Origin of the sequence: Mycobacterium sp. GA-0227b (assembly GCF_001499855.1) — a bacterium.
Classification (GTDB): domain Bacteria; phylum Actinomycetota; class Actinomycetes; order Mycobacteriales; family Mycobacteriaceae; genus Mycobacterium.
The window spans coordinates 15,541-38,667 of sequence record NZ_LQIK01000001.1 but is presented as its reverse complement, the minus strand read 5'-3'; the positions used below and the strand labels follow the sequence as shown (position 1 = coordinate 38,667).

Below are 23,127 nucleotides of genomic sequence, written 5' to 3'. Positions count from 1 at the left end.
TCTGGCGCAGGGTCAGTTCGGCTGGAGCTCCGAGGTGATGCAGTCCAGCAGCGCGGTGTACCGGTTGGCCTCGCGATGCGGTCCCGGCTTGCCGCTGCTGATCAAACCCGCGGCGAGCCCGCGTTGCGGATCGGCCCACACGGCGATGTTCGTCAGGCCGGTGTGCCCGAACGCTGAGGGAGTATTGCGGCCGAATGGTCCGAACCGCTTGGACCCCAGCATGTAGCCGGTGCCCCAGCGCAGCGGCGCCAACCCGACCGCGACATCCGGCCGCAGCCGTCGGCATTCGGCGGTCGCAGCGCGCAGTGTCTCGGGTGCCAACACCCGCACACCGTCGAGTTCGCCGCCGCGACGCAACAATTCGGCGAAGCGCGACAGCTCGAAAGCGGTAGACACGGTGTTCGACGACGGCAGCACGCTGGTGAGGTACTGCGGGCTGTTCGAGAACGGAATGATCTTGTACAGCGACCCGCCGACCGCCAACCGGAATACGGTGGCGGCCGGCTGGGGGAGCTCTTTGCCGGTCGCGTGGCTCGGCGCAACCAGCGGAACATCCTGTGCCGCAACGCCATAATTGGTCCACCGGAATCCGAGTGGCTCGAGGATCTCAGACGCCAGGACATCGCGGATGTTGCGGCCTGCCGCGGCGCCGACGATCTCGCGGATCAGCGGACCCCACGTCAACCCGTGATAGATGTGGACGAGGCCGGGCCGATACAGCGGTTTGAGTTCGCCCAGCTTCTCGCGGGTGTACTCGCTGTCGTCCATGCGGCGCAGGTCCGGACGCGGTCCGGTGTGGATCGGAATCCCCGCGCTGTGGGTCAGCACATGCCGGATCGTGGTGCGGTGCTTGCCGTGGCTGGTGTAGCTGGGCAGGTACTCACAGACGCGGTCGTCGAGCGAGAAGCACCCGCGCTCGACGAGCATGTGCACCACCGTCGACGTGATCGCCTTGGCCGCCGAGTACGCGCAGAACGGTGTTTCGGTCGTGACGGGCACCTTCTCCGCATCGGGCGGATCGGCGGGACCGTTGCCCCAACCGTGCCCGATCGCCCGGTTCAGCACGACTCTGCCGTTGCGGCGTAGGCACAACTGGATCGCGGGCTGCATACCGGCTCGATACCAATGCCGGGCGGCGTCCCAGATGCGCTCGACCGAGGCGGGGTCGACTCCGGAATGGTCCTCTTCGCCGACCGCAGTCACGGCGTCGAGATCGGCGGGCACGCGGATCCGGCCCTCGGCGCGAAGATCAGCCACGCCGCCAGGCTAGCCGGGGCCGCCGTTCAGGATTCCCTTGCCGATGAACGCGCCGAGCTGTCCGAGCAGGTCGCTGGGCGCGGCCTGGGGCGGCGGGGCGGCGTTGGTCTGCTGCCACGGCTGGCAGTCGCTTGTGGTGAACGCGGTGTCGGTCGCCTCGATGCGAACCACCTGAGGCTTCTTGGTGAGCGCGTTGTCCGGCATCTCGTCGTTGTTGACGCGCTTCCAGTAGCAGGCGCCGTCGGCGATCGGACCTGCCGTCGAATAGGTACCCGGCAGGATGTCGGTGCCGACCTTGTAGGTGCCGTCGCGGTCGATGCGCGTCGCGGGCGCAGCCTGCGGGGCCGGTCCCGGCCCCGGTGCCGGTGCCGGCCCGGGCGCGGCAGATGGCCCCGGGGCGGCTGGATCCGGATGGTGAGGTTCGTCCGGCTGGGCCTGCGCGGCACCCGCCCCACCCAGGGCGAGGAGCACCGTCGCGGCGACGGTTGCGGGTCGCGTCAGCTTCATAGGGAGCCAGTCTAAGCGCAAGTTGCCGATGGCAATCAAAAACCCGCCGCCACAGCGGGAGCTGCGGCGGCGGGTCACTTCAGACGGATTCAACCGGTTGCAACCCGGAATCAGCCGGCCATGAACTCGTCATAGGCCGATGCCAAGTCCGGCGGCAGCGCCTGGATGTTGCACGTGCGCTGCACGTCGCCAATCGGCGCGAGGATGCCGCGCAGGTCGTAGTACTCCTGCGGGTTCGCGGTGAAGTAGCCGCGAAGAGTGGCCGACGCCTCAGCACGAGGCTGGCTGAACGCGGTGGTCACGGCCTGGTTGGCACCGGGATGGCTGTCCAGATAGGACCGGGCCGAGCCGGTCACCGAGCTGACGGTGCCGGACACGGCGCTGGCGCTGCAGTCCGGCGCGGCCGCCGCCGACGGTGCGGCGATGGTTGCTGCGGCCAGACCCCCTAGCAGGCTGGCAGCACAGGCGCCTGCGATTCGCCGACGCGCGGCGATTCCACGGATTTTCATAGCGTTTCTTTCCTTTGAATTGGGATGGTCGCGGATCCCCCGTCCGCGAAATCCAAGGTACCCAAGGCAAACGGATGCAAACGTGGCCGCAGGGCCCGAAAACGGCTCACCAGCAGGCGTTACATCGGATCGCCGTGATCTGTGCCGCAATTCCGGCCGAATTCGATAAGCGCGCGGGCAGATCGATGTACAGATCTTGAAAACTCTCAGAATTCGCCGACCGCCCTTAATTGATCGTGATGCAGATGGTGACCGAATTGTTATCGACCCAGCTGTTCGGATGGCCCCGACGGGCCGAACCTAAGGTGGTGTCCATGTCGACCCCGCCCGTGACGCCGACGTGCTACCGGCACCCCGACCGGGTGACGTATGTCCGCTGCGCCCGGTGTAACCGCTACATCTGCGCGGAATGCATGCGCGACGCGGCGGTCGGCCATCAGTGCGTGGACTGCGTGAACTCGGGCGCAAGCCAGGTCCGCCAAGTGCGCACCCAGTTCGGCGGGGTGCCGACGGCCAAACCGACGGTCACCTACGTGCTGATCGGCGTGAACGTGGTGATGTTCGCGCTCCAGATCCTGGTACCGGGCCTGCAACGCGAACTGGTGCTGCAGTCCTACGCCGTGGCCGACGGCGAGCTGTACCGCATGGTGACGTCGGCTTTCCTGCACTACGGTCCGGCGCACATCCTGTTCAACATGTGGGCCCTGTACGTGGTGGGCCCGCCGCTGGAGGCGGCGCTGGGCAGGCTGCGGTACTCGAGTCTCTACCTGCTCAGCGCGCTGGGCGGATCGGTGCTGGTGTACCTGCTGTCCTCGCCGGTCGCGCAGACCGCGGGGGCGTCGGGCGCGGTGTTCGGGTTGTTCGGCGCGGTCTTCGTGGTCGGCAAACGGCTGAACATGGACGTGCGGTGGGTGGTCGCGCTCATCGCGATCAACCTGGCGTTCACGTTCGTCATACCGCTGGTCAGCTCGCAGAACATCAGCTGGCAGGGCCACATCGGCGGGCTGGTCACCGGTGCCGTGATCGCGACGGCGTACGCCTACGCCCCGCGCGGCTCCCGCAACCTGGTTCAGGCCGGAGCCACCGCGGCCACACTCGTGGTGTTCGCGCTGCTGGTGTGGTGGCGTACGGCCGTTCTGCTGGCACCGTTCGGCATGGCCTGAGGATGATCCGATGGCCGACGACGCGCTCGACGAGCTGTACGCCGCGAAGCCCGAAGACTTCACCGCGCTGCGCACCAAGCTCGCCGGCGAGGCGAAGAAGCGGGGCGACACCGATGTGGCCAAACGGATCTCGGCCGCGCGCAAGCCGACGTCCGCGGCCTGGGTGGTCAACCGGCTGGCGCTGGGCGACGACGGCGTCAAGCGGCGCCTGAAGGATCTGGGCGAGCGGCTGCGCGACGCCCACGCCGCGATGGACGGCGAACGTATCCGCGAGCTGTCCGCCGAGCAGCGCCGGCTGGTCAACGACCTGACCCGCACCGCGTTCGAGGAGGCCGAGCTCAAGAGCGCGACCGGGGCGTTGCGTGACGACGTCACCGGCACGCTGCAGGCCGCGGTCGCCGACCCGGACGTCGCCGACCGGCTGGGTCGGTTGACCAAGGCCGAGGAGTGGTCCGGCTTCGGCGAGTTCGGCGACACCGCAATCGTTGTCAGCCCGACGACCAGACGTAAACCGGAGCGCAAACCCGAACCCGAACCGGCGGCGAAGGACGAGCCGCGCGACGACAAAGATGCGGCGGCCCGGCGGGAAAAGCAACAGGCGCGCGCCGCGCTGGCCGCCGCCGAACACGCCAAAGCCGAGGCCGACGATGCGCTGTCCGAGCTGCAATCGGATCTGGCGGCAGCGCGCCTGAGACACCAGGATGCGAAGCGGCGGTTGCAGGAAGCCGAACGCGCCCTGGCCGGCGCCGAGGACGCCTACGACAAGGCCAAGCAAGCCAGCCGCGACGCCGCCGCCGTCGTCAAGGAGGCCAAGACGCGGCTGCGGCGCGTTAAGTGACTGCGCGACAGCTGATCTCCATGCTGTCGCTCTCCCTCGCGGGGAACGGGACGCTGACGTAGCCGTTGCTCGGGTCGCGCACGTGCTCGAGGTACGGCGCGAGGTCGGCCATCGACGTGTTGTCGGCTATGACCAGTGCGCCCGGCGACAGGCGGGGCGCCAGCAGCTCGAGTACCGGTAGGTAGAGCTCCTTCCAGCCGTCGAGCAGGACGAAATCGACTGGGCCCTCCAGCGTCTGCAGGGTTTTGAGCGCATCACCGGCCAGCACCGTGATGACATCGTCGAGCCCGATGTCGGCGAAGGTCTTCGTCGCGGCGGCGACCTTGGCTTCGCTCAGCTCTGTGGTGACGACGCGACCGCTGCCGTTGTCCCGCACGGCGGCGGCCAAGTGAATGGCGGAGATCCCCAGGGACATCCCGAACTCGACGATGGTTGCGGGTCTGCTCGCCCGCACCAGCGCATAGAGCAGCCGACCCGCCTCCGGGGTGACCGGCATATAGAAGTCGCTGAGCGCATCGGCGCGCTCCTGCGGGCTCGCCTCCGACAGGCGGGAGAAGTCGGCGCCCCGGTCACGCAGCGCCGCCATCTGGTCGCCGGCTTCGGCGTACATCCGGTCGAGTGCCGAGGCGACTTCGGGGTTGTGCAGTGAGATGCCCATGACGTCCAACGTATCGGGCCGAACTGAAATGGCCGACACCCTTCCGTGCCAGGATGGCGACAGGGCCATGGGCGCTTCCGGCACGTCGACGCGACGCGTGATTGCGGTGATCACGCTCATGGTGCTTGCTGCATGGGCGCTGCGCGGCTACGTACCCGGCGTCGAGCGGACAGTCGACCGGACGGAACCACAGCGCAGCAATCCGGCCGCGCTGGCCGCCGTCGTCGTGTTGCTGTGTGTGGCGGTGGCGATCCTGGGTTTGGCGATCGTCGTGCGGATGCGCAACCCGCGACCACGCCGCGCGCCTGCGGGCGACCTGCCGCGCAGCGTGGGGACCTCCGAGCGGCCGACGTGGCGTTTCGCGGTCGTCGCGCTCGCGGCCGTGATCGTGTTGCTGCTGGTGGTCGTGCTGCTGTCACGGCTGCCCGATCCGGGGCCGATCGAACCGCCGCCGAGCAGTCCGCCGGAATCGGTTCCCGATGATCGGGTTCCTGCTGATCCGGCTGCTCCGCGCCCGCCGGGCGAGGACGACGCCGCCGGCCCGAATGTGATCAGCTACCTCATCCCGCCGATGCTGATCTTGATGGCGCTGATCGTCGTCAGCATGGCGGTCGCCTCCCGGCGGCGGACTCGCGCCCCTGTTCCGGCCGCCGTCCTCGACGCCGTCGACGAACCGGCGAGGCCGGCGACCGCGACGTCGCTTGCCAGGGCCGCCGAGATCGGGCTCGCCGAGATCGGCGATCTCAGCCGAGAACCACGAGAGGCGATCATCGCGTGCTATGCCGCCATGGAACGCGAGCTCACCCGCGTCCCCGGTGCGGTGCCCCAGGCCTGCGACACCCCCACCGAGGTACTTGCCCGGGCCGTAGCGAGCGGCGCGTTGCGCTCCGACAGCGCGACCGAACTGGTCGATCTGTTCGAGGAGGCCCGATTCTCGCCGCATGTGATGAGCGAGTCGCACCGCGACGCCGCCGTGCACGTCCTGAATCGGGTGCTGGCCGAACTGCCACAGCGGACCGCGGGGGCGGTCTCATGAGAAAGCTTGCGGCAGCGGCATTCCTGTTGGTGGCGGGGACCGAACTGATCGCGATCGCAACCCGCGACCGCCAACTGATCCTCATTGTCACGGGTGGCGCGCTGGCGTTGGCGCTGCTCGGCGTGCGGTGGCAGCTCGCGCGGGAGGACGAGACCAGTTATGAGGCAACGCCTTCCGACGACGCCGCGGAGTCGCTGCTTCGCTGGCGATCTCGCACCGAGACGCTGATCAGCCGCGCGGAGGCCACGCGCAAGGATTGGGACCGGCACCTGCGGCCGATGCTCGCCCGGCAGTTCGAGTTGGCGACGGGCCAACGCCGGAACCGGAACCGCACCGCCTATCACGCCACCGGTGAGATGCTGTTCGGCCCGGAACTGTGGGAGTGGGTCAACCCGGAGAACGTCGTGAAAAGCGTTGCGGACCAACCCGGTCCCGGCCGCGCGACGCTAGATGAGATCCTGCAACGGTTGGAGCGGGTATGACAGCAGGATTGCCTGCGGCGACTACCACCGCGAACTGCGAAACCGTGCTCGACGAGATCGGGCGGGTCGTGGTCGGCAAACGCGGGGCGCTGACCCTGATCCTCACCACCGTGCTCGCCGGCGGCCACGTGCTCATCGAGGACCTGCCGGGCCTCGGAAAGACGCTGATCGCCCGCTCGTTCGCGGCGGCGCTCGGCCTGGAGTTCAAGCGCGTTCAGTTCACCCCGGACCTGCTGCCGGCCGACCTGCTCGGCTCGACCGTGTACGACATGCAGTCGGGTCGCTTCGAATTCCGTCCCGGCCCGATCTTCACCAACCTCTTGCTCGCCGACGAGATCAACCGCACGCCTCCCAAGACACAGGCGGCATTGCTCGAGGCGATGGCCGAAAGCCAGGTGAGCATCGACGGCGCCACACACAAGCTTCCGTCGCCGTTCATCGTGCTGGCGACCGACAACCCGATCGAGTACGAGGGCACTTATCCACTGCCCGAGGCCCAACTGGACCGTTTCACGATCCGGCTCGAACTGCGGTATCTGTCCGAGCAGGAGGAGGCCTCGATGTTGCGCCGCCGCATCGACCGCGGATCGGCGGAGCCCACAGTTGGGCAGGTCGTCGACGCGCACGAACTCGTCGCGATGCGGGAATCGGTGGAACAGGTCAGCGTGCACGACGACGTGCTGCGCTACGTCGTGTCCTTGGCCGCCGCCACCCGCCAGCACCCGCAGATCGCGGTGGGCGCCAGCCCACGGGCCGAACTCGACCTCGTTGCGCTGGCCCGCGCCCGCGCGCTGCTGCTCGGCCGGGACTACGTCGTCCCCGAAGATGTGAAAACCCTTGCCATACCTGCGATTGCGCACCGCATCACGCTGCGCCCGGAGATGTGGGTGCGGCGGGTTCGGGGCAGCGACGTGGTCGACGAGCTGCTACGACGGCTGCCGGTGCCGCGGACTAACCCGTGATCGAAACCCGCTGCACCGAGGCCGAACTGGACTGGCGTGCATCGCCACTCGCGCGAGCGCTGTTGACCTGCGCGGTGCTGTCGATGGCCGCCGCGGTGATTGGCTCGCGCTGGGAACTCATCGTGTTCGCCGCGCCGCTGATCGGGGTGCTGTGTTCGGTGGGTTGGCAGCGGCCGGTGCCGAAGGTGCACGTGTACGCCGACCCCGGGATCCACCGATGCTTCGAAGGCGAGCCGGCGCGGATCACGCTGTGGGCCGAGGCCGAGAACGATGCGGCGGCGATGAAAGCCGCTGCGGTAGAAGGGATGACACTGGAGGTCGCCGAGCGGGAGAGCGTAAGCCGGCAGACCGTGGTGGCGGCCGCGCAACGGTGGGGCCGGTATCCGCTTCGCGCGCAGGTGACCGCCACTGCGCGCGGCGGTCTCGTCGAGGGCATCGCAGTGGTCGACGCCGCGGACGTCTACGTGTTTCCGATGGCCCCGCCGCAGTCGACGGGGATGCCGCGCACGGAACTGCTCGACCGCCTAGGGACCCACCTGACCCGGCACATCGGCCCCGGCGTGGAGTACGCCGACGTCCGGCGGTACGTGCCGGGCGATCAGCTCCGGACGGTCAATTGGGCGGTCAGCGCGCGCCGGGGCAGCCTGCACGTCACCGAGCGACTGACCGATCGCGCCGTCGACGTGGTCGTGCTCATCGACAACTATGCGCAACCGGCGGGCCCCGCGACCGAAGCCACCGAACGCACCGCACGCGGCGCCGTGCAGGTGGTGCAGAGCGCGTTGCGCAGTGGTGACCGGGCAGGCGTCGTCGCACTCGGGGACCGGCATCCGCGATGGCTGAGCGCCGACATCGGTCGCAGGCAGTTCTACCGGGTGCTCGACGCGATGCTCGGGGTCAGCGGTGGATACGACACCACTTCGGGCACGCTGGCGCCGCGCGCCGCGATCCCGCCGGGCGCCATCGTCGTCGCGTTCTCCACGCTGCTCGACACCGAGTTCGCGCTGGCGCTGATCGATCTCCGTAAGCGTGGCCACACCGTCATCGCGGTCGACGTGCTGCAGGGCGCTCCGTTCGAGGGTGAGTGCGACGGGCTGGTGGCCCGAATGTGGTCCCTGCAACGGTCGTTCATGTACCGAGACATGGGCACCGTCGGCGTCGACATCGTGGCATGGCGCGACGAGGACACCCTCGACCAATCCATGCAACTCGTGCCCCATCGACGGCGACCGGTGCGGGGGCGACGGTGAACCGCGCATTGTCGACGGCGTTCGGCTTGGTCATGGTGGCCGCGGCCACGTTGCAGTCCGAGGGTGCGGCGTTGGCCGCGTGTGGCGTGGCGGTAGTACTCATCTTGGCGGGCAACGTGTTTCGTGCAGCCGCGACATTGGCGGTGGTGTCCACCGCCGCGGCGATCGTCCTTGCTTCGGCGACTCCCGCTGTGGCGGCGTTGTGTGGACTGTCGGGGGCCGCGTATCTGGTGTTGCGGCACACCGCGGACGTCACCGCCCCGACAGTCATCGGTGCGCTCGGCTTCGCGGCCATCGGGCTGGCGGCGGTCGCGTTACCGCTGGAGCTGCCGTGGGTGCCGTTGCTGGCGCCGCTTGCAGTGCTGACGGCCGTGGTGTTGGCGACGCGGCCGTTCTGGGTGGGGGAGCGGCGACGGTAGAGGCGCGCTTGACGTCGACCTCATACCAAGAGACGGTGGGCCGTTGACGCGCTGCCCGATATCGTCTTAGGACGCTTATCAAACGATAAGCGAAATGCTCAGCGGGACGCTTACTTTCAGGAGGCCGGGATGCCAAGCGAGGTGCGCAAGGCGATCACCGGCGCCTCGATCAGCAACGCGGTCGAGTGGTTCGACTTCGCGATCTACGGCTTCCTGGCGACGTTCATCGCCGCCAACTTCTTCCCGGCGGGCAACGAGACGGCAGCGCTGCTCAACACCTTCGCGATCTTCGCGGCGGCCTTCTTCATGCGGCCGCTGGGCGGGTTCGTCTTCGGCCCGCTCGGCGACAAGCTGGGCAGGCAGCGGGTACTGGCACTGGTGATCCTGCTGATGAGCGGCGCAACGGTACTGATCGGCCTGCTGCCGACATACGCCTCGATCGGTGTGGCCGCTCCGCTGCTGCTGCTGTTCCTGCGCTGCCTGCAGGGATTCTCGGCTGGTGGCGAATATGGCGGCGGCGCAGTCTATCTCGCTGAGTTCGCGTCCGACCGGCGTCGCGGGCTGACGATCACGTTCATGGCATGGTCCGGTGTCCTGGGCTTTCTTCTCGGCTCGGTGACCGTGACGCTGCTGCAGGCGCTGCTGCCGCCCGCGGCGATGGAGAGCTATGGCTGGCGCATTCCTTTCCTGATCGCCGGGCCGCTGGGCCTCGTCGGCCTCTACATCCGGCTTCGCCTCGACGACACGCCGCAGTTCGCCGAGCTCAGCAGAAGCGACCGGGTCGCCAAGTCGCCGCTGCGCGAAGCGGTGAGGACGTCGTGGCGGCTCATCCTGCAGGTGATCGGCCTGTTCATCGTCTTCAACATCGGCTACTACGTGGTGTTCACGTTCCTGCCGACCTATTTCATCAAGACACTCGGGTTCAGCAAGACCGACGCCTTCGTCTCGATCACCCTGGCCAGCCTCGTCGCGCTGATACTCATTCTTCCGCTGGCCGCGCTGTCCGACCGGATCGGCCGCCGGCCGATGCTGATCGCCGGCTCGGTGGCGTTCGCGGTGCTCGGCTATCCGTTCTTCCTGCTGTTGAATTCCGGATCGATGGTCGCCGCGATCGCCGCGCACTGCGGGCTCGCGGTCATCGAGTCGATCTACGTCTCGGCCGCGGTGTCGGCGGGCGTCGAACTGTTCGCCACCACCGTGCGCTACAGCGGGTTCTCGATCGGCTACAACATCTGCGTCGCCGGATTCGGCGGTACGACGCCCTACGTCGTCACCTGGCTCGCCTCCGAGACCGGCAGCGACCTGGCGCCCGCGTGGTACCTGATCGTCGCCGCCGTCGTCTCGCTCGCGGCGATCCTCACTCTGCGCGAGTCCGCGGGCCGACCGCTCGTCCAAACCAGCGACCAGCAGGTCCCCGCGGCTAAGGTGGGCCTATGAAGCTTCACGTGATGCCCTACGTCACGGTCGAGATCGACGATCGGCTGCGCCGCCGTGTGCGCTCCGCCGGCGAACGACTGCGCGTCAACGTGCGGGCCTATCTGCTGAGCGCGGCCGACGACGTGGACACGGCCAGCGACAAGGTACGCGGCCTGTGCGACCGGGCGGTCCATCGCGTCGACTCGGTCGTCGCGAACGTCAACGACAGGATCGCGCCCGACAGTACGGCCCCGACCCTGCGGGTCGTCGCGGGCGGTCGCGAGGCCAGCTAACCCGCGCGGGTCGCGCGTCCGCCGACCAGGAAGCCGCCGACGAGCACCACCAAACCGATGACGGCCACGGGAATCGACCACATGCGGCGGTCGGAGACCGCCGAGTTGCACTGCGCGACGTAGTCGGGCGGATCCTCCGTCAGCTCGTCGATTACCGGCAGGTTCTTCAGCTGGTTCGGGTCGTTGGTGTTGGCCTCGCGGGCCGCGGAGTCGTCCGCGGCGACGGCGTTGCCACATCCGATCTCCTGGTTGTCGGGTCCCGAGATCGATACGGGCATCAGCAGCCCGACGACCCCGATGACGAGTACGACTGCGCCGACCAGCAGGATCAAACGTCGCAAGTTCATGATCGGTTTGATGCCCCGATAGTTGGGGCACCAAACCTCGCGGGCGGTCGCCAGTTCGGCGGACCGGCCGGCCGTATGTTGTGCTTGTCCGATGTGCTCGCTGTGGCCGGAAAGGGGCGGAACGCTTTGGTAGGCCAGCTTTGGTAGGCCCGTCGTGGTAGGCCAGGGCCTGGTCGTCGTGCTCGCCCTGCTCGCCGCGGTCTTTTTGGCGATCGGCATCGTGGTTCGACAGCGCGCGACCATGGACGTCCCCGAGGAGCACGGTGTCAGCACCGTGATGGTGATGACGCTGCTACGTAGACGGCTGTGGTGGGCGGGCACGGCCGCGGCCGTTGCGGGCTACGTCTTTCAGGCTCTCGCCTTGGCCAACGGATCGTTGCTGCTGGTGCAACCGATCCTGGTGTCCGCTCTGCTGTTCGCGCTGCCGATGAGTGCACGGCTGGCCAACCGCCGGGTCACCCGCGGAGAGTGGATGTGGGCTTTGGTGCTCACCACGGCACTGGCCGTTTTCGTGTTGCTGGCCAAGACGCGGCCCGGCGACTACGAGGCGTCTGCCCCGCTGTCGGCGCTCGTCGCCGTCGTCTGTACCGGGGCGGTGATGGTGTGTGTCACCGTCGCGGTCCGCAACGGCGGATGGAAGCGGGCGGTGCTGCTGGCGGTCGCGGTGGGTGTGTTGTTCGGCGTCGTCGCGGTGCTGACCAAGATCGTCATGCACCTGCTCACGCATGAGGGCGTGCGCGCCGTCCTCACCGCACCGGGACTGTATCTGCTTCTCGTGCTGGGCGTCGTCGCGGTGTTCCTGCAGCAGTCCGCATTTCACGCCGGCTCCTTGCAGACCTCCGTGCCCACCATGTTGGTGCTCGAACCCGTGATCGCCGTCGTGCTGGGCGCGGTGGTGCTCGGCGAGGATCTGACCGTCGACGGCGGAAAGGCCATCGCGATCACGATCGCAATCGCCGCGATGACGGCGGCGACGATCGCGCTCGGCCGCGACGAGGGCGCGCTGGAAGAGGAACTCGAAGCGGCCGCGAAGCGCGGGTCTTAGCCGTCAGGCGAACCGATCAGTCGACGACGGTGACCGTGGCGACCTTGTCGAGGCCGGAAATGGTGAGCAGGGTGGTGATCGGTCCTTTCGCGGGCACGATCAAATCCAGCTTGGCGCTCGCCGCGACGGAGAACAGCGCGCGCAACGCGGCGCTGTCGCAGTACGTCACCCGCGTGAGATCGACCGTCACCGCTGAGCTGTCCGTCGCAGCGCGCGACAAGACCGCGCTGAACTCATCGACGTTCGCCAAGTCGATCTCGCCGACCGCGGTGACGACCGGACGCGCTTCGGCGCTTCCGGCGGTGAACCGGAACTGGTCTTGCCCCATGGCTTTCAGAGTCTCACCGACAGTCGGGCACACCCATCGACGGCAACGTGAGCGGTTCCAGTCACAGCACCTCCGTGTCCTAGAGGCGCCGCCGCCTCCGTGCATACCAAATAGTCCGCACCGCTGCCTTTCCTCGACAGACGTCCTTGCCGATAGATGTAATACCACGCGGACGGCGTCGACGCCGCGTAGAACTTCGTCAAAGTTGAATCTCCGGTAATTGAAACGTCATAGCCACGGTCGTCCCCGCCGGAGTGCCGTCCAGGTCGACGTGATCGCTGACCGCGCGCATCAACAACAGGCCGCGGCCCCGGGTGCCGGGATCGGCGGGTGGCGCCTTCCACGACCCGAAGTCGGTGACCCGCACATGCACGGCGTCGTCGTGAATCTCGGCTTCCACGCGCATGCGCCCGGGCGCACGTCCGCGGTAGGCGTGCTCGACGCTGTTGGAGCACGCCTCGTTGACGACGAGGACGAGGTCGGCCGCCGCCGCGTCGGAGATACCGTTCGACCTGAGCCACGCCGCCAGTCGATGCCGCACCTCCGTCAGCTTCGGGGCGGTCGCGGTGTCGTCGATGACAAGCGCGGCGCGGGTGGACCGATAGAGCACGATCGCCACGTCGTCGTCGTAGCCGCCCTCGGGTGACATTCTGGCCAGCACCGCGTCGGCGACTTCTTCGATCGGCAGATCCGCGGTGTCGGCCACCACGGTGGCCACCTGCTCGATCTGGGCGTCGATCGGTCGGCTGCGGCGTTCGACCAGACCGTCGGTGTAGAGCATCAGCGTCGAGAGCGGGGCCAACAGGTGCGTTGCCTGCGGGCGCGGTTGGGTGTGCTTGACCGCCAACGGAACCGAGCACGCCGCGTCCAGCAACTGCGGTGGCGCCGCTTCGGACACCAGCACCGGCGGCACATGTCCGGCGCTGCTGTACTGCACCGTCGCGGATTCGGTGTCGATGATCGCGACGAACACGGTGGTGCAGAAGGCATCCGGGATGAACTCGGCGACCGAGTCGAGGTGTTCGAGCACGGTCGAGGGCTGCGCGCCGGTCAGCAGCAACGCGCGTGTCGACGCGCGCAACTGGCCCATCACCGCGGCCGCCGCCAGGCCGCGGCCCACACAGTCTCCGACGACCAGCCCGATCCGGCGTTCACCGACGGGAAGCACTTCGTAGAAGTCCCCGCCGATCTCCAGCGGATGCACCGCCGGCTCGTAGCGGACGGCGAACCCTGCCGGCAGATCGGTCGGTGCCAGCAGCGACCGCTGCAGCGTCAGCGACGTCTCCCGGGCGCTTTCGAACTGCCGGACGTGTTGCATGGCCAGGCTGAGGTGGCCGACCAGTGCCCCGATCAAGCGCCGGTCCTCCGCGCTGACGACCCGCGGCTCCCGGTGCTCGAGGCACAACACGACGTCGCGCGCGCCGGAGAGGACGGCGACGAAACCGCGGGTGGTGCCGGCGCTGGGCGCCGCGCCGACCGGTGTCACGGTCAGCGGTATCCACATGCGGGCGTCCTCGAATGTGCGGCGCCAGTCCTCGTCCAGGTCCTCCCAGCCGGCCAACCCCGGTTCGCCCGCGACCCGTACCGTCGGCTGCTCGCCCTCGGTCTTCGGCCATATGACCGCCATCAGCCGCTGCGCATCCAGCGGTACGCGGCACTGGGCCAACGTGATCGCCAGCACCTCATCGACGTTCCTCGCGACGCTGACGGCGGTGGCCAGGCGCGCTACCGCACGGTCGCGCTCCGCGGCGGCGCGCGGCCCGGTGACGTCGCGGATGGTGCCCACGTACAAGCCTCGGCGGGAGTGATGATCCGGGACGGCGTTGATGCTGACCGCCACCCAACGCAGGCGCCCGTCGCGGTGCCGGATCCTGATCTCGGCGGTGATCCTGCCGTTGCGGAGGAGCGCCTTGTTCCGGTGATGCGCCGCTGCGTCGTCGATCACCCACGGATGGGGCATCGGATAGGGCAAGCCTTCCTGGCCGTACCCGGTGATCTCGGCGAAGGCGTCGTTGATCTCGACAACGCACCCGTGGTCGTCGGCGACGAAGAAGCCTTCCTGCAGCGAATTGACCAGTGCGCCGCGGAACTCATCGCGATCGGCCAGATCGTCGGCGCGCGCCCGCTCCCGCTCATAGCGGTGGTACAAGTCTCCGGGGTCGGTCATGTTCGACGCAGTCGGCCCTCCCAGCTCGCGCGCACCGGAATCCCCGAGCACCTCAGGTCTGTCGATTCGACAGTAGCCTGCGCATCGCGGCCCGATCAGCTGAAGCTTTGATATCCGCCCGCACGCCACGGGTTAAGCTCGGCCCATTGCCGTCGCGGTGGCGGCGCTGACCGGAGGACGGCCTTGTCACGTAATGACCCGATTTCCACCTCGATCTCGCACGAGGGCGGCATCGCTGTGCTGGAGGTCGGCGGCGACGTCGACCTCGCCACCGTCCCCGTGTTCCAGGCGGCGATCACCGAGGCACTCACACAGGAGCCGTCGGCGCTGGTGGTGGATCTGTCGGCGGTGGACTTCCTCGCATCCGCGGGGCTGCAGGCGCTGGTCGCGACACACGAGAGTGTCAGCAAGGCCGCCCGCTTCGCGGTGGTGGCGGACGGCCCGGCGACCAGTCGGCCGATCCAGCTGACCGGACTCGATCAGGTGTTCTCGCTGTATTCGACGTTGGACGAGGCACTCACCGCGCTGAAGTCCGGTTGAGTCAGGCCGAGGCCTTGACCTTCGCAGCGGCGTGCTCGGGCATCGGTTCGTAGCGGGCGAACGAGCGGGTGAAGGTACCGGCGCCGTGCGCCAGCGAACGCAGATCGACGGCATAGCGGGTCAGTTCGACCTCAGGGATCTCGGCCTTCACCAACGTGCGGTCCTCGCCGACCTTGTCGGTGCCCAGTACACGGCCCCGCCGCCCGGCCAGATCGCCCATGATCGCGCCGACGAAGTCGTCCGGAACCAGGATCGACACCTCGTCGACGGGTTCGAGCAGGTTCACCTTCGTGGCCGCGGCCGCCTCACGCAGCGCCAGCCCGCCGGCCATCTGGAAGGCGAAGTCCGACGAGTCCACGCTGTGCGCCTTACCGTCGAACAGCGTGACGCGGATGTCGACGACCGGATAGCCCGGCCCGACCCCCTTCTCCATCTGCGCCCGCACGCCCTTCTCGACGCTCGGAATGAACTGGCGGGGCACCGCGCCGCCGACCACCTTGTCGACGAATTCGAAACCCGAGCCCTCGGGTAGAGGTTCGACTTCGATGTCGCACACGGCGTACTGACCGTGTCCGCCTGACTGTTTGACGTGCCTGCCGTGACCTTTGGCCTTGCCCGCGAAGGTTTCTCGCAACGGCACACGCAACTCGACGGTGTCGACGGCGACACCGTAGCGCCGGGACAACGCGTCGAGCACGACGCTGGCGTGCGCCTCGCCCATGGTCCACAGCACGATCTGGTGCGTCTCGGGATTCTGTTCGATGCGCAGGGTGGGATCTTCGGCGGCCAACCGCTGCAACCCCACGGAGAGCTTGTCTTCGTCGGTCTTCGCCCGGGGCTGCACTGCGATGGGCAACAGTGGTTCCGGCATCGTCCATGGCCGCAACACCAGCGGATCGGACTTGTCCGACAGCGTGTCCCCGGTCTCGGCGCGGCTGAGGCGCCCGATCGCGCAGATGTCACCGGCGATCACCGACGGTGCGGGCCGCTGCTGCTTGCCGAGCGGGAAGGACAGCGTGCCGATGCGCTCGTCCTCGTCGTGGTCCTCATGCCCGGCCAGCGAGCCGGCCGGCGAACCGGTGAGGGAGCCGTTGCCGCCGAAGAACGACGAGAAGTGGCCGGACACATGCACGGTCGCGTCGGGGGAGATGGTCCCGGAGAACACCCGGACCAGGCTGACCCGCCCGACGTAGGGATCGGAGGTGGTCTTGACGACCTCGGCCAGCAGTGGGCCGGCCGCGTCGCACGGCAGCCGGTCGCGTCCCTTGCCCTGCGGGGTGAAGACCTCCGGCAGCTGATGCTCGGGCGGCGAGGGGAATCCCGCGGTGATGATCTCGAGGAGTTCGGCGGTGCCCACCCCGGTGCTGCTGCACACCGGGATGACCGGGAAGAACGACGCCCTCGCGACGGCCTTCTCCAAGTCGTCGATGAGCACCGACTGATCGATCTGCTCACCGCCGAGGTAGCGCTCCATCAGCGTCTCGTCCTCGGACTCCTCGATGATCCCCTCGATCAGCGCGCCGCGGTGCTCCTCGATCGCCTCGGCGTAAGCGTCGTCGGGATCGTGCGTCGCGGTGCGTTTGCCGTCGGCGTACTCGTAGTGCGTCTGGGACAGCAGCCCGATCAGCCCGGTGCACGGTGAATCCGCTCCGTTGGCGCCGGGCTTCGCCTGCGTGGCCGGCAGGTACAGCGGAAGCACTTTGTCGCCGAACGCCTGCTGCGCGGCGGCCAACGCGTTGTCGTAGTTCGCGCGGGCGTGGTCGAGTTTGGTGATCACCACCGCGCGTGGCATGCCGACCTGGCTGCACTCCATCCACAGCGACCTGGTGGGTCCGTCGATGCCTTCGTTGGCGGCGATGACGAACAGCGCGCAGTCGGCGGCCCGCAGCCCCGCGCGCAGTTCGCCGACGAAGTCTGCGTAGCCGGGCGTGTCGATGAGATTGACCTTGATGCCGTCGTGTCGCAGCGACGCGAGCGCGAGGCCCACCGAACGCTGCTGGGAGATCTCGGCCTCGTCGTTGTCGCAGACGGTGCTGCCGTCCTGCACGGAGCCGGCTCTGGTCAGCACACCCGAGGCCACCAGAAGCGCCTCGACAAGTGTGGTTTTGCCGCCACCCGATGGGCCCACCAGCACCACGTTTCGGATGGCGGCCGGACTGTCCGCGGTTGGAGCGGCTCCGGCGCCCTGGGCATGTGTCGTCTTGTCGGCCATGACGTTCCCTTCCCACCGCCCGTCCGATGGCGGCCGCCCAGCCGCCGCAGTGTGTGTTAGACCACAATTCCTCTAACCGTCAGCGAGCACAAGGGCTGCGCGAAGCTGTTCAGGCCTGCCATGACGACAATCGCTCGATGTCGACGGTCACCACGGGCCCGGCCAGCTCGAGCCGCTGGTATTGCGGGTACTTGCGGCGCAGCAGCGCGTAACCGGCCGCCATTTCCTCGCCGCTGTAATGAATTTCGGCGCGGCCGTCGGCGCGCACCCACCACAGCTTGGCCCAATCGTCGTCGTAGTGATGGGCCAGCATGCTCACCTGCGGGTTGGCTTCGATGTTGACCAGCCTGCGCAGCCGGTGTGTCGACTTCCGCTTGGCGTCCACCGCGGTGTAGACGACGTTGCGGTGCACCGCGAACACCACCGGAACGACGTGCGGCGTCGACTCCGGCCCCACCGTGGCCAGCATCGCCACCGGCGACTCGGCGAAGACGGCCTCGGCATCGAATTCGGCCATACGTTCAGCGTATTCCGGATCCCTCCGGCGGTGGCATCACCGCTGAGCCTGCCCCGGTCGCCGCGGTGCGACGCTGATCGGCGATCGCGTCACCGGCGTGCGCGTCACGCCGAACTCCGCGTCGCGGGTGGCCCTCGTCTGCGGCGGGGGCGGCCGGTTGGTCGCGGCAGGCGGCGGGGCGGCGGGTGCCGCCGACCTCACGACCGGCGGTGGTGCTGCAGGTGGCGGCGGTGACTTCCTGGGCGCCGATGCGGTGCGCGCCGGGGCGGCCGTGGTCTGCGCGGTCGGGGTGACCGTGGTGGCCTCCTCGCCGGCGGGCTCGCCGGGTCCGCGGAACATGAGCAGGACACCGGAGACGACGAGCGCGACGGCCGCGACCGACGCGGCGACCAGCACGGTCAGCATGGGCTTGGTTCGATACCAGGGCGGCGGGGCGGGTTCGAAGTACCAGGTGCGCTCGTCGAAGGCGTCGAACGCCATGTTCGGTTCCGGCAGTTCATCGTCGCGGGCCTCATCGGCGTCCGCGACATCGACGATGTCGGACAGGTAGTCGAAGTCCCCCGAGGCTTCGCGTTCCGCCACACAGGAATGTTAACGCCGACAGACCTGCACAAATGTCCGGTCGGACAAACTGAACAGAAGCAAGTTTCCCGTCCTCTGTACGGCCGCGATAGGGTTCGAGCGCCCCGCACAGATTGATTCACCGCGGCGATCGGATGCGGTAACCGCTGCGCCACTGCGCCGTTTCGCCAGACCATCGGAAGGTTCGGCAATGAACTTCACAGGCCTGGTGGCCGCATCAGCCGCATCCGTTCTCCTGCTGGTCGGTTCGACCGCGTGCGCGCCGCCGCAGAAGAGCGGAGACGGCGCACAGACGGAGTCCGGCGTGAAGGCCGCCGAGGCCACCTCCGCCGAGGATTTCGGTGGAATCGACGGGCTCGTGGCGGCAGCCAAGAAGGAAGGCGAGCTCAATGTCATTGCGCTGCCACCGGATTGGGCGAACTACGGCGCGATCATCAAGGCGTTCTCGGACAAGTACGGCATCAAGGTGAACTCCGCGCAGCCCGACGCGTCGAGCCAGGATGAGATCAACGCGGCCACCCAGCAGAAGGGTAAGAGCACCGCGCCCGACGTTTTCGACCTCGGCCAGTCCGTTGCGTTGGCCAACACCGCGATGTTCGCGCCGTACAAGGTGGCCAACTTCGACGACATCCCCGCGGCGTTCAAGGACCCGAACGGCACCTGGGTCAACGATTACGGCGGTTACATGTCGATCGGATACGACTCGGCCAAAGTCCCGCCGGTGACGGCTGTCGATGATCTCCTCAAACCGGAGTACCGCGGCAAGGTCGCGCTCAACGGCGATCCCACCCAGGCCGGTGCCGCGTTCTCCGGTGTGCTGATGGTCGCGCTCTCCCAAGGCGGTTCGGTCGACGACATCGTTCCGGGCGTCGAGTTCTTCCGAAAGCTCGCCGACGCGGGCAACTTCCTGCCCGTCGACCCGACGCCGGCAACCATCGAGTCCGGGCAGACGCCGGTGGTCATCGATTGGAATTTCACCAACGCCGCCGAAACCAAGAGGTTGCCGTCGTGGCAGGTGCTGGTGCCGTCGGACCACGCGGTGGCCGGTTACTACTACCAGGCGATCAACAAGGACGCGCCGCATCCGGCCGCCGCGCGGTTGTGGCAGGAATTCCTCTACAGCGACGAGGGACAGAACCTGTTCGCGCTCGGCGGCGTGCGACCGGTGCGTGCCGACATCATGGCCGCCGACGGCAAATTGGACGCCGCGGCGACCGTCCCGGTCATCGACGGGCCCGTCACCGTGCCGTCCCCGCAGCAGACCAAGGCGGCCACCAAGTACCTGTCCGAGCACTGGGCCGCCGCGATCGGCTGAGGAGCGACGCTGAAGAAACTGCGGGATGCCGTGCCCCTGCTGCCGTTTCTGGCCGTGGTGGCGACGTTCCTGGTCGTCCCGACCGTCACGGTGATCGTCAACGCGTTCAGAGAAGATGGGGCCGACAGCGTGTTCACGCTGGCCCGCATCAACGCGTTGTTCTCCGGCCCGGCGCTCTCGGCGCTGACCAAGAGCCTGGTGTTGTCGGGCAGCACCGCGCTCATCGGCGCGTTGCTGGGTGCCGTCCTCTCGTGGTTGATCGTGTCGAGCCCGGCCAATTCGATGGTGCGCCGCGCGGTGACCGCACTGTGCAGCGTGCTCGCGCAGTTCGGCGGTGTGGCACTGGCTTTCGCGTTTCTCGCGACGATCGGGCTGAACGGAGTCCTGACGCTGTGGATCGAGCAGGTGCTCGGATGGAATCTCGCGGCGTCGGGCTGGCTCTACGATCTCCCTGGACTGACCGTCGTCTACGCCTACTTTCAGATCCCGCTGATGGTGATCGTGTTCGCGCCGGCGCTGGAGGGTCTGCGCGAGCAGTGGCGGGAAGCGGCGGTGAGCCTGGGGGCGTCGCGCGGCCAGTACTTCCGCGAAGTGGTCGTGCCGCTGTTGGCGCCGGCGTTCCTGGGTTCCGCGCTGCTGTTGTTCGCCAACGCTTTTGCGGCGTACGCGACGGCCGCGGCGTTGGTCAGCCAGGGCAGTCCGATCGTGCCGCTGCTGATCCGGTCGGCGCTCACCAGCGAGGTGGTGTTGGGTCAGTCCGGCTTCGCCTACGCCCTGGCGCTGGAGATGATCGTCGTCGTCGCCGTGGTGATGGTGATCTACCACAGGTTGGTGCGACGCACCGCGCGGTGGCTCCGATGAGCTTCGGTGCCAAGCTGTTTCGAGGCGCGCTGTGGGTGTTGTTCGGATTGTTCTTCCTGTTCCCGCTGTATGCGATGGCCGACTTCTCCACGCGCAACCTGATTGCCGGCGGACGAACTCTTCGGGCGTGGGCCAACCTGGTGGCCGACGACGCGCTGTATCAGGCCATCGTGGTCTCGCTGCTGCTTGCGGTGTTTACCGTGTTTGCGGTGTTGGTGATCCTGCTGCCCACGATGATCTGGGTGCGCCTTCGCGCACAGTGGGCCACCGGTGTGGTGGAGTTTCTGTGCCTGCTGCCGTTGACGATTCCGGCGTTGGTCATCGTCGTCGGCCTGCGCAACGTGTACCTGTGGGTCACGTACCTGTTCGGGGAATCCGCGTTGACGCTGACATTCGTATACCTCGTGTTGGTGTTCCCGTTCGCCTACCGTGCGCTGGACGCGGCGCTGTCGTCGATCGATCTGCCGACGCTCACCGAGGCCGCGCGCTCGCTCGGCGCCGGATGGACGACGACGATTCTGCATGTCGTGGTGCCCAACATCTGGTCGGGCATCCTGTCCGCGGCGTTCATCTCGATCGCCGTCGTGCTCGGCGAGTACACGATCGCCTCGCTCAGCGGGTACCAGACGTTGCCGGTGCAGATCGTGGCGATCGGCAAGTCCGACGGCCCGACCTCGGTGGCGGCGTCGTTGGCCGTGCTGCTACTCGGTTTCGGTCTCCTGCTTGCACTTTCGCTTGTCACCCGCGGGCGCCGTGGCGTGCGAGGAGTCGCGCCATGACCGCCGGAGTCGCCGTCGAACTCAACGACCTTACGCGTGTGTACGGGTCGGTGAAGGCGCTCGACGGGCTGACCCTGCACATCGAACCGGGCGAGCTGGTCGCGTTGCTCGGACCGTCCGGCTGCGGCAAGACCACCGCGCTGCGCATCCTCGCCGGCCTGGATCGAGCCACCTCGGGGACGGTGTCGGTCGACGGGCGGGATCTGAGCGGGATTCCGGCGAACAAGCGCGACATGGGCATGGTGTTTCAGGCCTACAGCCTCTTCCCGCACCTCACGGTGCTCGACAACATCGCGTTCGGGTTGAAGATGCGTCGAAAGTCGAAGCGCGAGCGGCTATCTCGGGCGGCCGACATGATCGACTTGGTCGGGCTGTCCGCACACACCCACAAGTTCGCAAGCGAGTTGTCGGGTGGACAGCAACAGCGCGTCGCGCTGGCCCGCGCCCTGGCCGTCCAGCCGCGCGTGCTGCTGCTCGACGAACCGCTTTCGGCGTTGGACGCCAAGGTCCGCTCACAGTTGCGTGACGAGATCCGCCGCGTGCAGTCCGAAGTCGGCACGACGACGCTGTTCGTCACCCACGACCAGGAGGAGGCGCTCGCCGTCGCCGACCGTGTCGCGGTCATGAGCCACGGCAAGCTCGAACAAGTGGCGGCGCCCGCGGACCTCTACGCCAACCCGGCGACGCCGTTCGTCGCGGACTTCGTCGGGCTGAACAACAAAGTGCCGGCGATGATCTCCGGCGGTCGCGCGCATCTGCTCGGCACGTCGGTGCCGACGCTGCCTGGGTCGGTGGCTTCCGGCTCGGGCCTGGCGATGGTGCGGCCGGAATCGGTCATGGTGACCGCGGACCCGGCCGGCACGTCGACGGTCAGCTCGGTGGTGTTCCTCGGTCCGTCGTCCCGCGTCCATCTGACGCTGCCCGACGGCGTGCCGGTCAGCGCGCAGATGGCCAGTTCGGCCGCCCGCGCCTTCGCGCCGGGGGACGCCGTGACGGTCGGTGTCCAGGCCGACGGCGTCCTGGTGGTCCCTGCCTGAGCGCGAACGTGGCGCAGTCGGGCTAGACGTCCTTGACCGGCTCGATGCCCAGGTCGCGGTATGTCACCAGCGCGGCGAACGGCACATTGCGAGCGGCGAAGCGCTTGGCCGCGATGTCCCCGCGGTCCACCATCGGGATCACCCCGGTGACGACCGCCCCCGCCGCGGTCACGCGGTCGAACGCGATCTCCGTCGAGCCACCGGTGCTGATCACGTCGTCGACGAGCAGCACCCGGGTGCCCGCCTGCAGCCGCGTGCCCTCGATCCACTGCTCGCGGCCCCGCTGCTTCTGTTCCTTGCGGACCGAGAACCAGGCCTTGCCGGTCACCATCGCGACGCCGTGCGCCAACGGGTCCGCCCCCATGGTGAGGCCGCCGACCGCGTCGAACTCGATGCCGCGGCTGTCGGCCAACTCCGCGACCGCCCGGCTGACGATCGCCAACCGCTCGCCGGTGTCGATCGCGTATTTGCCGTCGATGTAGTCGTGGGACAGCTGGCCGCTGGCCAATTTGAACGGCTCCTCGCGACGTTCGTGACCGCGGGTGGCGATCAGGTCGAACGCCGCTTGCCAGGAGGCCGGTCGCCCGGCGGCTGCAGACATACCCGC

Annotated in this window: 26 protein-coding genes; 15 read left to right on the top strand and 11 right to left on the bottom strand. The window is 68.1% G+C overall.

Annotated features, from left to right (window positions below; translation table 11 throughout):
• Positions 1–12 precede the first annotated feature (12 nt).
• From lipE to AU185_RS00185, 3 genes are all read right to left on the bottom strand, one after another.
• Positions 13–1,257 (bottom strand): lipase LipE, encoded by a 1,245-nt coding sequence (gene lipE, locus AU185_RS00195; RefSeq protein ID WP_059100321.1) that lies wholly within the window; start codon positions 1,255–1,257, stop codon positions 13–15.
• A gap of 9 nt (positions 1,258–1,266) precedes the next feature.
• Positions 1,267–1,764: an Rv1352/Rv1906c domain-containing protein gene (locus AU185_RS00190; protein WP_059100320.1), complete on the bottom strand. Its 498-nt coding sequence runs from the start codon at positions 1,762–1,764 to the stop codon at positions 1,267–1,269.
• A 110-nt stretch (positions 1,765–1,874) separates the two neighbouring features.
• Positions 1,875–2,273 (bottom strand): heme-binding protein, encoded by a 399-nt coding sequence (locus AU185_RS00185; protein WP_059100319.1) that lies wholly within the window; start codon positions 2,271–2,273, stop codon positions 1,875–1,877.
• A 314-nt stretch (positions 2,274–2,587) separates the two neighbouring features.
• Here AU185_RS00185 and AU185_RS00180 point away from each other — a divergent pair, with 314 nt between their 5' ends.
• The gene (locus AU185_RS00180) at positions 2,588–3,436 is read left to right on the top strand and encodes a rhomboid family intramembrane serine protease (protein WP_059100745.1); all 849 of its coding nucleotides are present in this window, start codon (positions 2,588–2,590) and stop codon (positions 3,434–3,436) included.
• Positions 3,437–3,446: 10 nt separating this feature from the next.
• On the top strand, positions 3,447–4,274 hold the full coding sequence (locus AU185_RS00175; protein ID WP_059100318.1) for a hypothetical protein: 828 nt from the start codon (positions 3,447–3,449) through the stop codon (positions 4,272–4,274).
• On the opposite strand, the gene AU185_RS00170 is transcribed toward AU185_RS00175, so the two are convergent.
• Positions 4,267–4,932, bottom strand: a complete 666-nt coding sequence (locus tag AU185_RS00170) for an O-methyltransferase (protein WP_059100317.1) — start codon at positions 4,930–4,932, stop codon at positions 4,267–4,269. The two genes, AU185_RS00175 and AU185_RS00170, sit on opposite strands and share 8 nt — an antisense overlap.
• Here AU185_RS00170 and AU185_RS00165 point away from each other — a divergent pair.
• From AU185_RS00165 to AU185_RS00135, 7 genes are all read left to right on the top strand, one after another.
• A complete protein-coding gene (locus AU185_RS00165) occupies positions 4,931–5,968 on the top strand; it encodes a DUF4129 domain-containing protein (RefSeq protein WP_231740356.1) in 1,038 nt (345 codons plus the stop codon). The genes AU185_RS00170 and AU185_RS00165 overlap by 2 nt on opposite strands.
• On the top strand, positions 5,965–6,450 hold the full coding sequence (locus AU185_RS00160; protein WP_059100315.1) for a hypothetical protein: 486 nt from the start codon (positions 5,965–5,967) through the stop codon (positions 6,448–6,450). The genes AU185_RS00165 and AU185_RS00160 overlap by 4 nt, the downstream gene beginning before the upstream one ends.
• Positions 6,447–7,412, top strand: coding sequence for an AAA family ATPase (locus AU185_RS00155; protein WP_059100314.1), 966 nt, complete (start codon positions 6,447–6,449; stop codon positions 7,410–7,412). The genes AU185_RS00160 and AU185_RS00155 overlap by 4 nt, the downstream gene beginning before the upstream one ends.
• Positions 7,409–8,662: a DUF58 domain-containing protein gene (locus AU185_RS00150; protein ID WP_059100313.1), complete on the top strand. Its 1,254-nt coding sequence runs from the start codon at positions 7,409–7,411 to the stop codon at positions 8,660–8,662. Before AU185_RS00155 ends, AU185_RS00150 begins: the two co-directional genes overlap by 4 nt.
• Positions 8,659–9,081: a hypothetical protein gene (locus AU185_RS00145; protein WP_156425337.1), complete on the top strand. Its 423-nt coding sequence runs from the start codon at positions 8,659–8,661 to the stop codon at positions 9,079–9,081. The genes AU185_RS00150 and AU185_RS00145 overlap by 4 nt, the downstream gene beginning before the upstream one ends.
• A gap of 129 nt (positions 9,082–9,210) precedes the next feature.
• On the top strand, positions 9,211–10,518 hold the full coding sequence (locus AU185_RS00140; protein WP_059100312.1) for an MFS transporter: 1,308 nt from the start codon (positions 9,211–9,213) through the stop codon (positions 10,516–10,518).
• Positions 10,515–10,790 carry a hypothetical protein gene (locus AU185_RS00135; RefSeq protein ID WP_059100311.1) on the top strand — a complete coding sequence of 92 codons (276 nt, stop codon included), beginning with the start codon at positions 10,515–10,517 and terminating at the stop codon, positions 10,788–10,790. Before AU185_RS00140 ends, AU185_RS00135 begins: the two co-directional genes overlap by 4 nt.
• Here AU185_RS00135 and AU185_RS00130 read toward each other — a convergent pair.
• On the bottom strand, positions 10,787–11,137 hold the full coding sequence (locus AU185_RS00130) for a hypothetical protein (RefSeq protein ID WP_059100310.1): 351 nt from the start codon (positions 11,135–11,137) through the stop codon (positions 10,787–10,789). The two genes, AU185_RS00135 and AU185_RS00130, sit on opposite strands and share 4 nt — an antisense overlap.
• Before the next feature lie 154 nt (positions 11,138–11,291).
• Here AU185_RS00130 and AU185_RS00125 point away from each other — a divergent pair, with 154 nt between their 5' ends.
• A complete protein-coding gene (locus AU185_RS00125; protein ID WP_197413443.1) occupies positions 11,292–12,182 on the top strand; it encodes a DMT family transporter in 891 nt (296 codons plus the stop codon).
• Positions 12,183–12,198: 16 nt separating this feature from the next.
• On the opposite strand, the gene AU185_RS00120 is transcribed toward AU185_RS00125, so the two are convergent.
• The gene (locus AU185_RS00120; RefSeq protein WP_059100309.1) at positions 12,199–12,510 is read right to left on the bottom strand and encodes an STAS domain-containing protein; all 312 of its coding nucleotides are present in this window, start codon (positions 12,508–12,510) and stop codon (positions 12,199–12,201) included.
• Positions 12,511–12,709: 199 nt separating this feature from the next.
• Entirely contained in the window at positions 12,710–14,677 is a 1,968-nt protein-coding gene (locus AU185_RS00115) for a SpoIIE family protein phosphatase (protein WP_082683700.1), read from the bottom strand.
• 183 nt (positions 14,678–14,860) lie between these two features.
• Here AU185_RS00115 and AU185_RS00110 point away from each other — a divergent pair, with 183 nt between their 5' ends.
• On the top strand, positions 14,861–15,217 hold the full coding sequence (locus AU185_RS00110) for an STAS domain-containing protein (RefSeq protein ID WP_059100307.1): 357 nt from the start codon (positions 14,861–14,863) through the stop codon (positions 15,215–15,217).
• A 1-nt stretch (position 15,218) separates the two neighbouring features.
• Here AU185_RS00110 and AU185_RS00105 read toward each other — a convergent pair whose 3' ends face one another.
• The 3 genes from AU185_RS00105 to AU185_RS00095 form a co-directional block, all read right to left on the bottom strand.
• Positions 15,219–17,429, bottom strand: coding sequence for an elongation factor G-like protein EF-G2 (locus AU185_RS00105; protein WP_059100306.1), 2,211 nt, complete (start codon positions 17,427–17,429; stop codon positions 15,219–15,221).
• Between the two features lie 109 nt (positions 17,430–17,538).
• Positions 17,539–17,946, bottom strand: coding sequence for a TIGR03668 family PPOX class F420-dependent oxidoreductase (locus tag AU185_RS00100; RefSeq protein WP_059100305.1), 408 nt, complete (start codon positions 17,944–17,946; stop codon positions 17,539–17,541).
• Positions 17,947–17,982: 36 nt separating this feature from the next.
• Positions 17,983–18,528, bottom strand: a complete 546-nt coding sequence (locus AU185_RS00095; RefSeq protein WP_059100304.1) for a hypothetical protein — start codon at positions 18,526–18,528, stop codon at positions 17,983–17,985.
• Positions 18,529–18,718: 190 nt separating this feature from the next.
• On the opposite strand from AU185_RS00095, the gene AU185_RS00090 reads away from it, so the two are divergent.
• Genes AU185_RS00090 through AU185_RS00075 form a run of 4 tightly spaced genes read left to right on the top strand, consistent with a single transcriptional unit; the run spans position 18,719 to position 22,520 of the window.
• Positions 18,719–19,843, top strand: coding sequence for an ABC transporter substrate-binding protein (locus tag AU185_RS00090; RefSeq protein WP_059100303.1), 1,125 nt, complete (start codon positions 18,719–18,721; stop codon positions 19,841–19,843).
• Between the two features lie 30 nt (positions 19,844–19,873).
• Complete coding sequence (locus AU185_RS00085) at positions 19,874–20,704, top strand: ABC transporter permease (RefSeq protein WP_231740355.1); 831 nt, start codon at positions 19,874–19,876, stop codon at positions 20,702–20,704.
• On the top strand, positions 20,701–21,483 hold the full coding sequence (locus AU185_RS00080; protein ID WP_059100301.1) for an ABC transporter permease: 783 nt from the start codon (positions 20,701–20,703) through the stop codon (positions 21,481–21,483). The genes AU185_RS00085 and AU185_RS00080 overlap by 4 nt, the downstream gene beginning before the upstream one ends.
• Positions 21,480–22,520: an ABC transporter ATP-binding protein gene (locus AU185_RS00075; protein ID WP_059100300.1), complete on the top strand. Its 1,041-nt coding sequence runs from the start codon at positions 21,480–21,482 to the stop codon at positions 22,518–22,520. Before AU185_RS00080 ends, AU185_RS00075 begins: the two co-directional genes overlap by 4 nt.
• A gap of 22 nt (positions 22,521–22,542) precedes the next feature.
• On the opposite strand, the gene pyrE is transcribed toward AU185_RS00075, so the two are convergent.
• Positions 22,543–23,121, bottom strand: a complete 579-nt coding sequence (pyrE, locus tag AU185_RS00070; protein WP_059100299.1) for an orotate phosphoribosyltransferase — start codon at positions 23,119–23,121, stop codon at positions 22,543–22,545.
• Positions 23,122–23,127 lie beyond the last annotated feature (6 nt).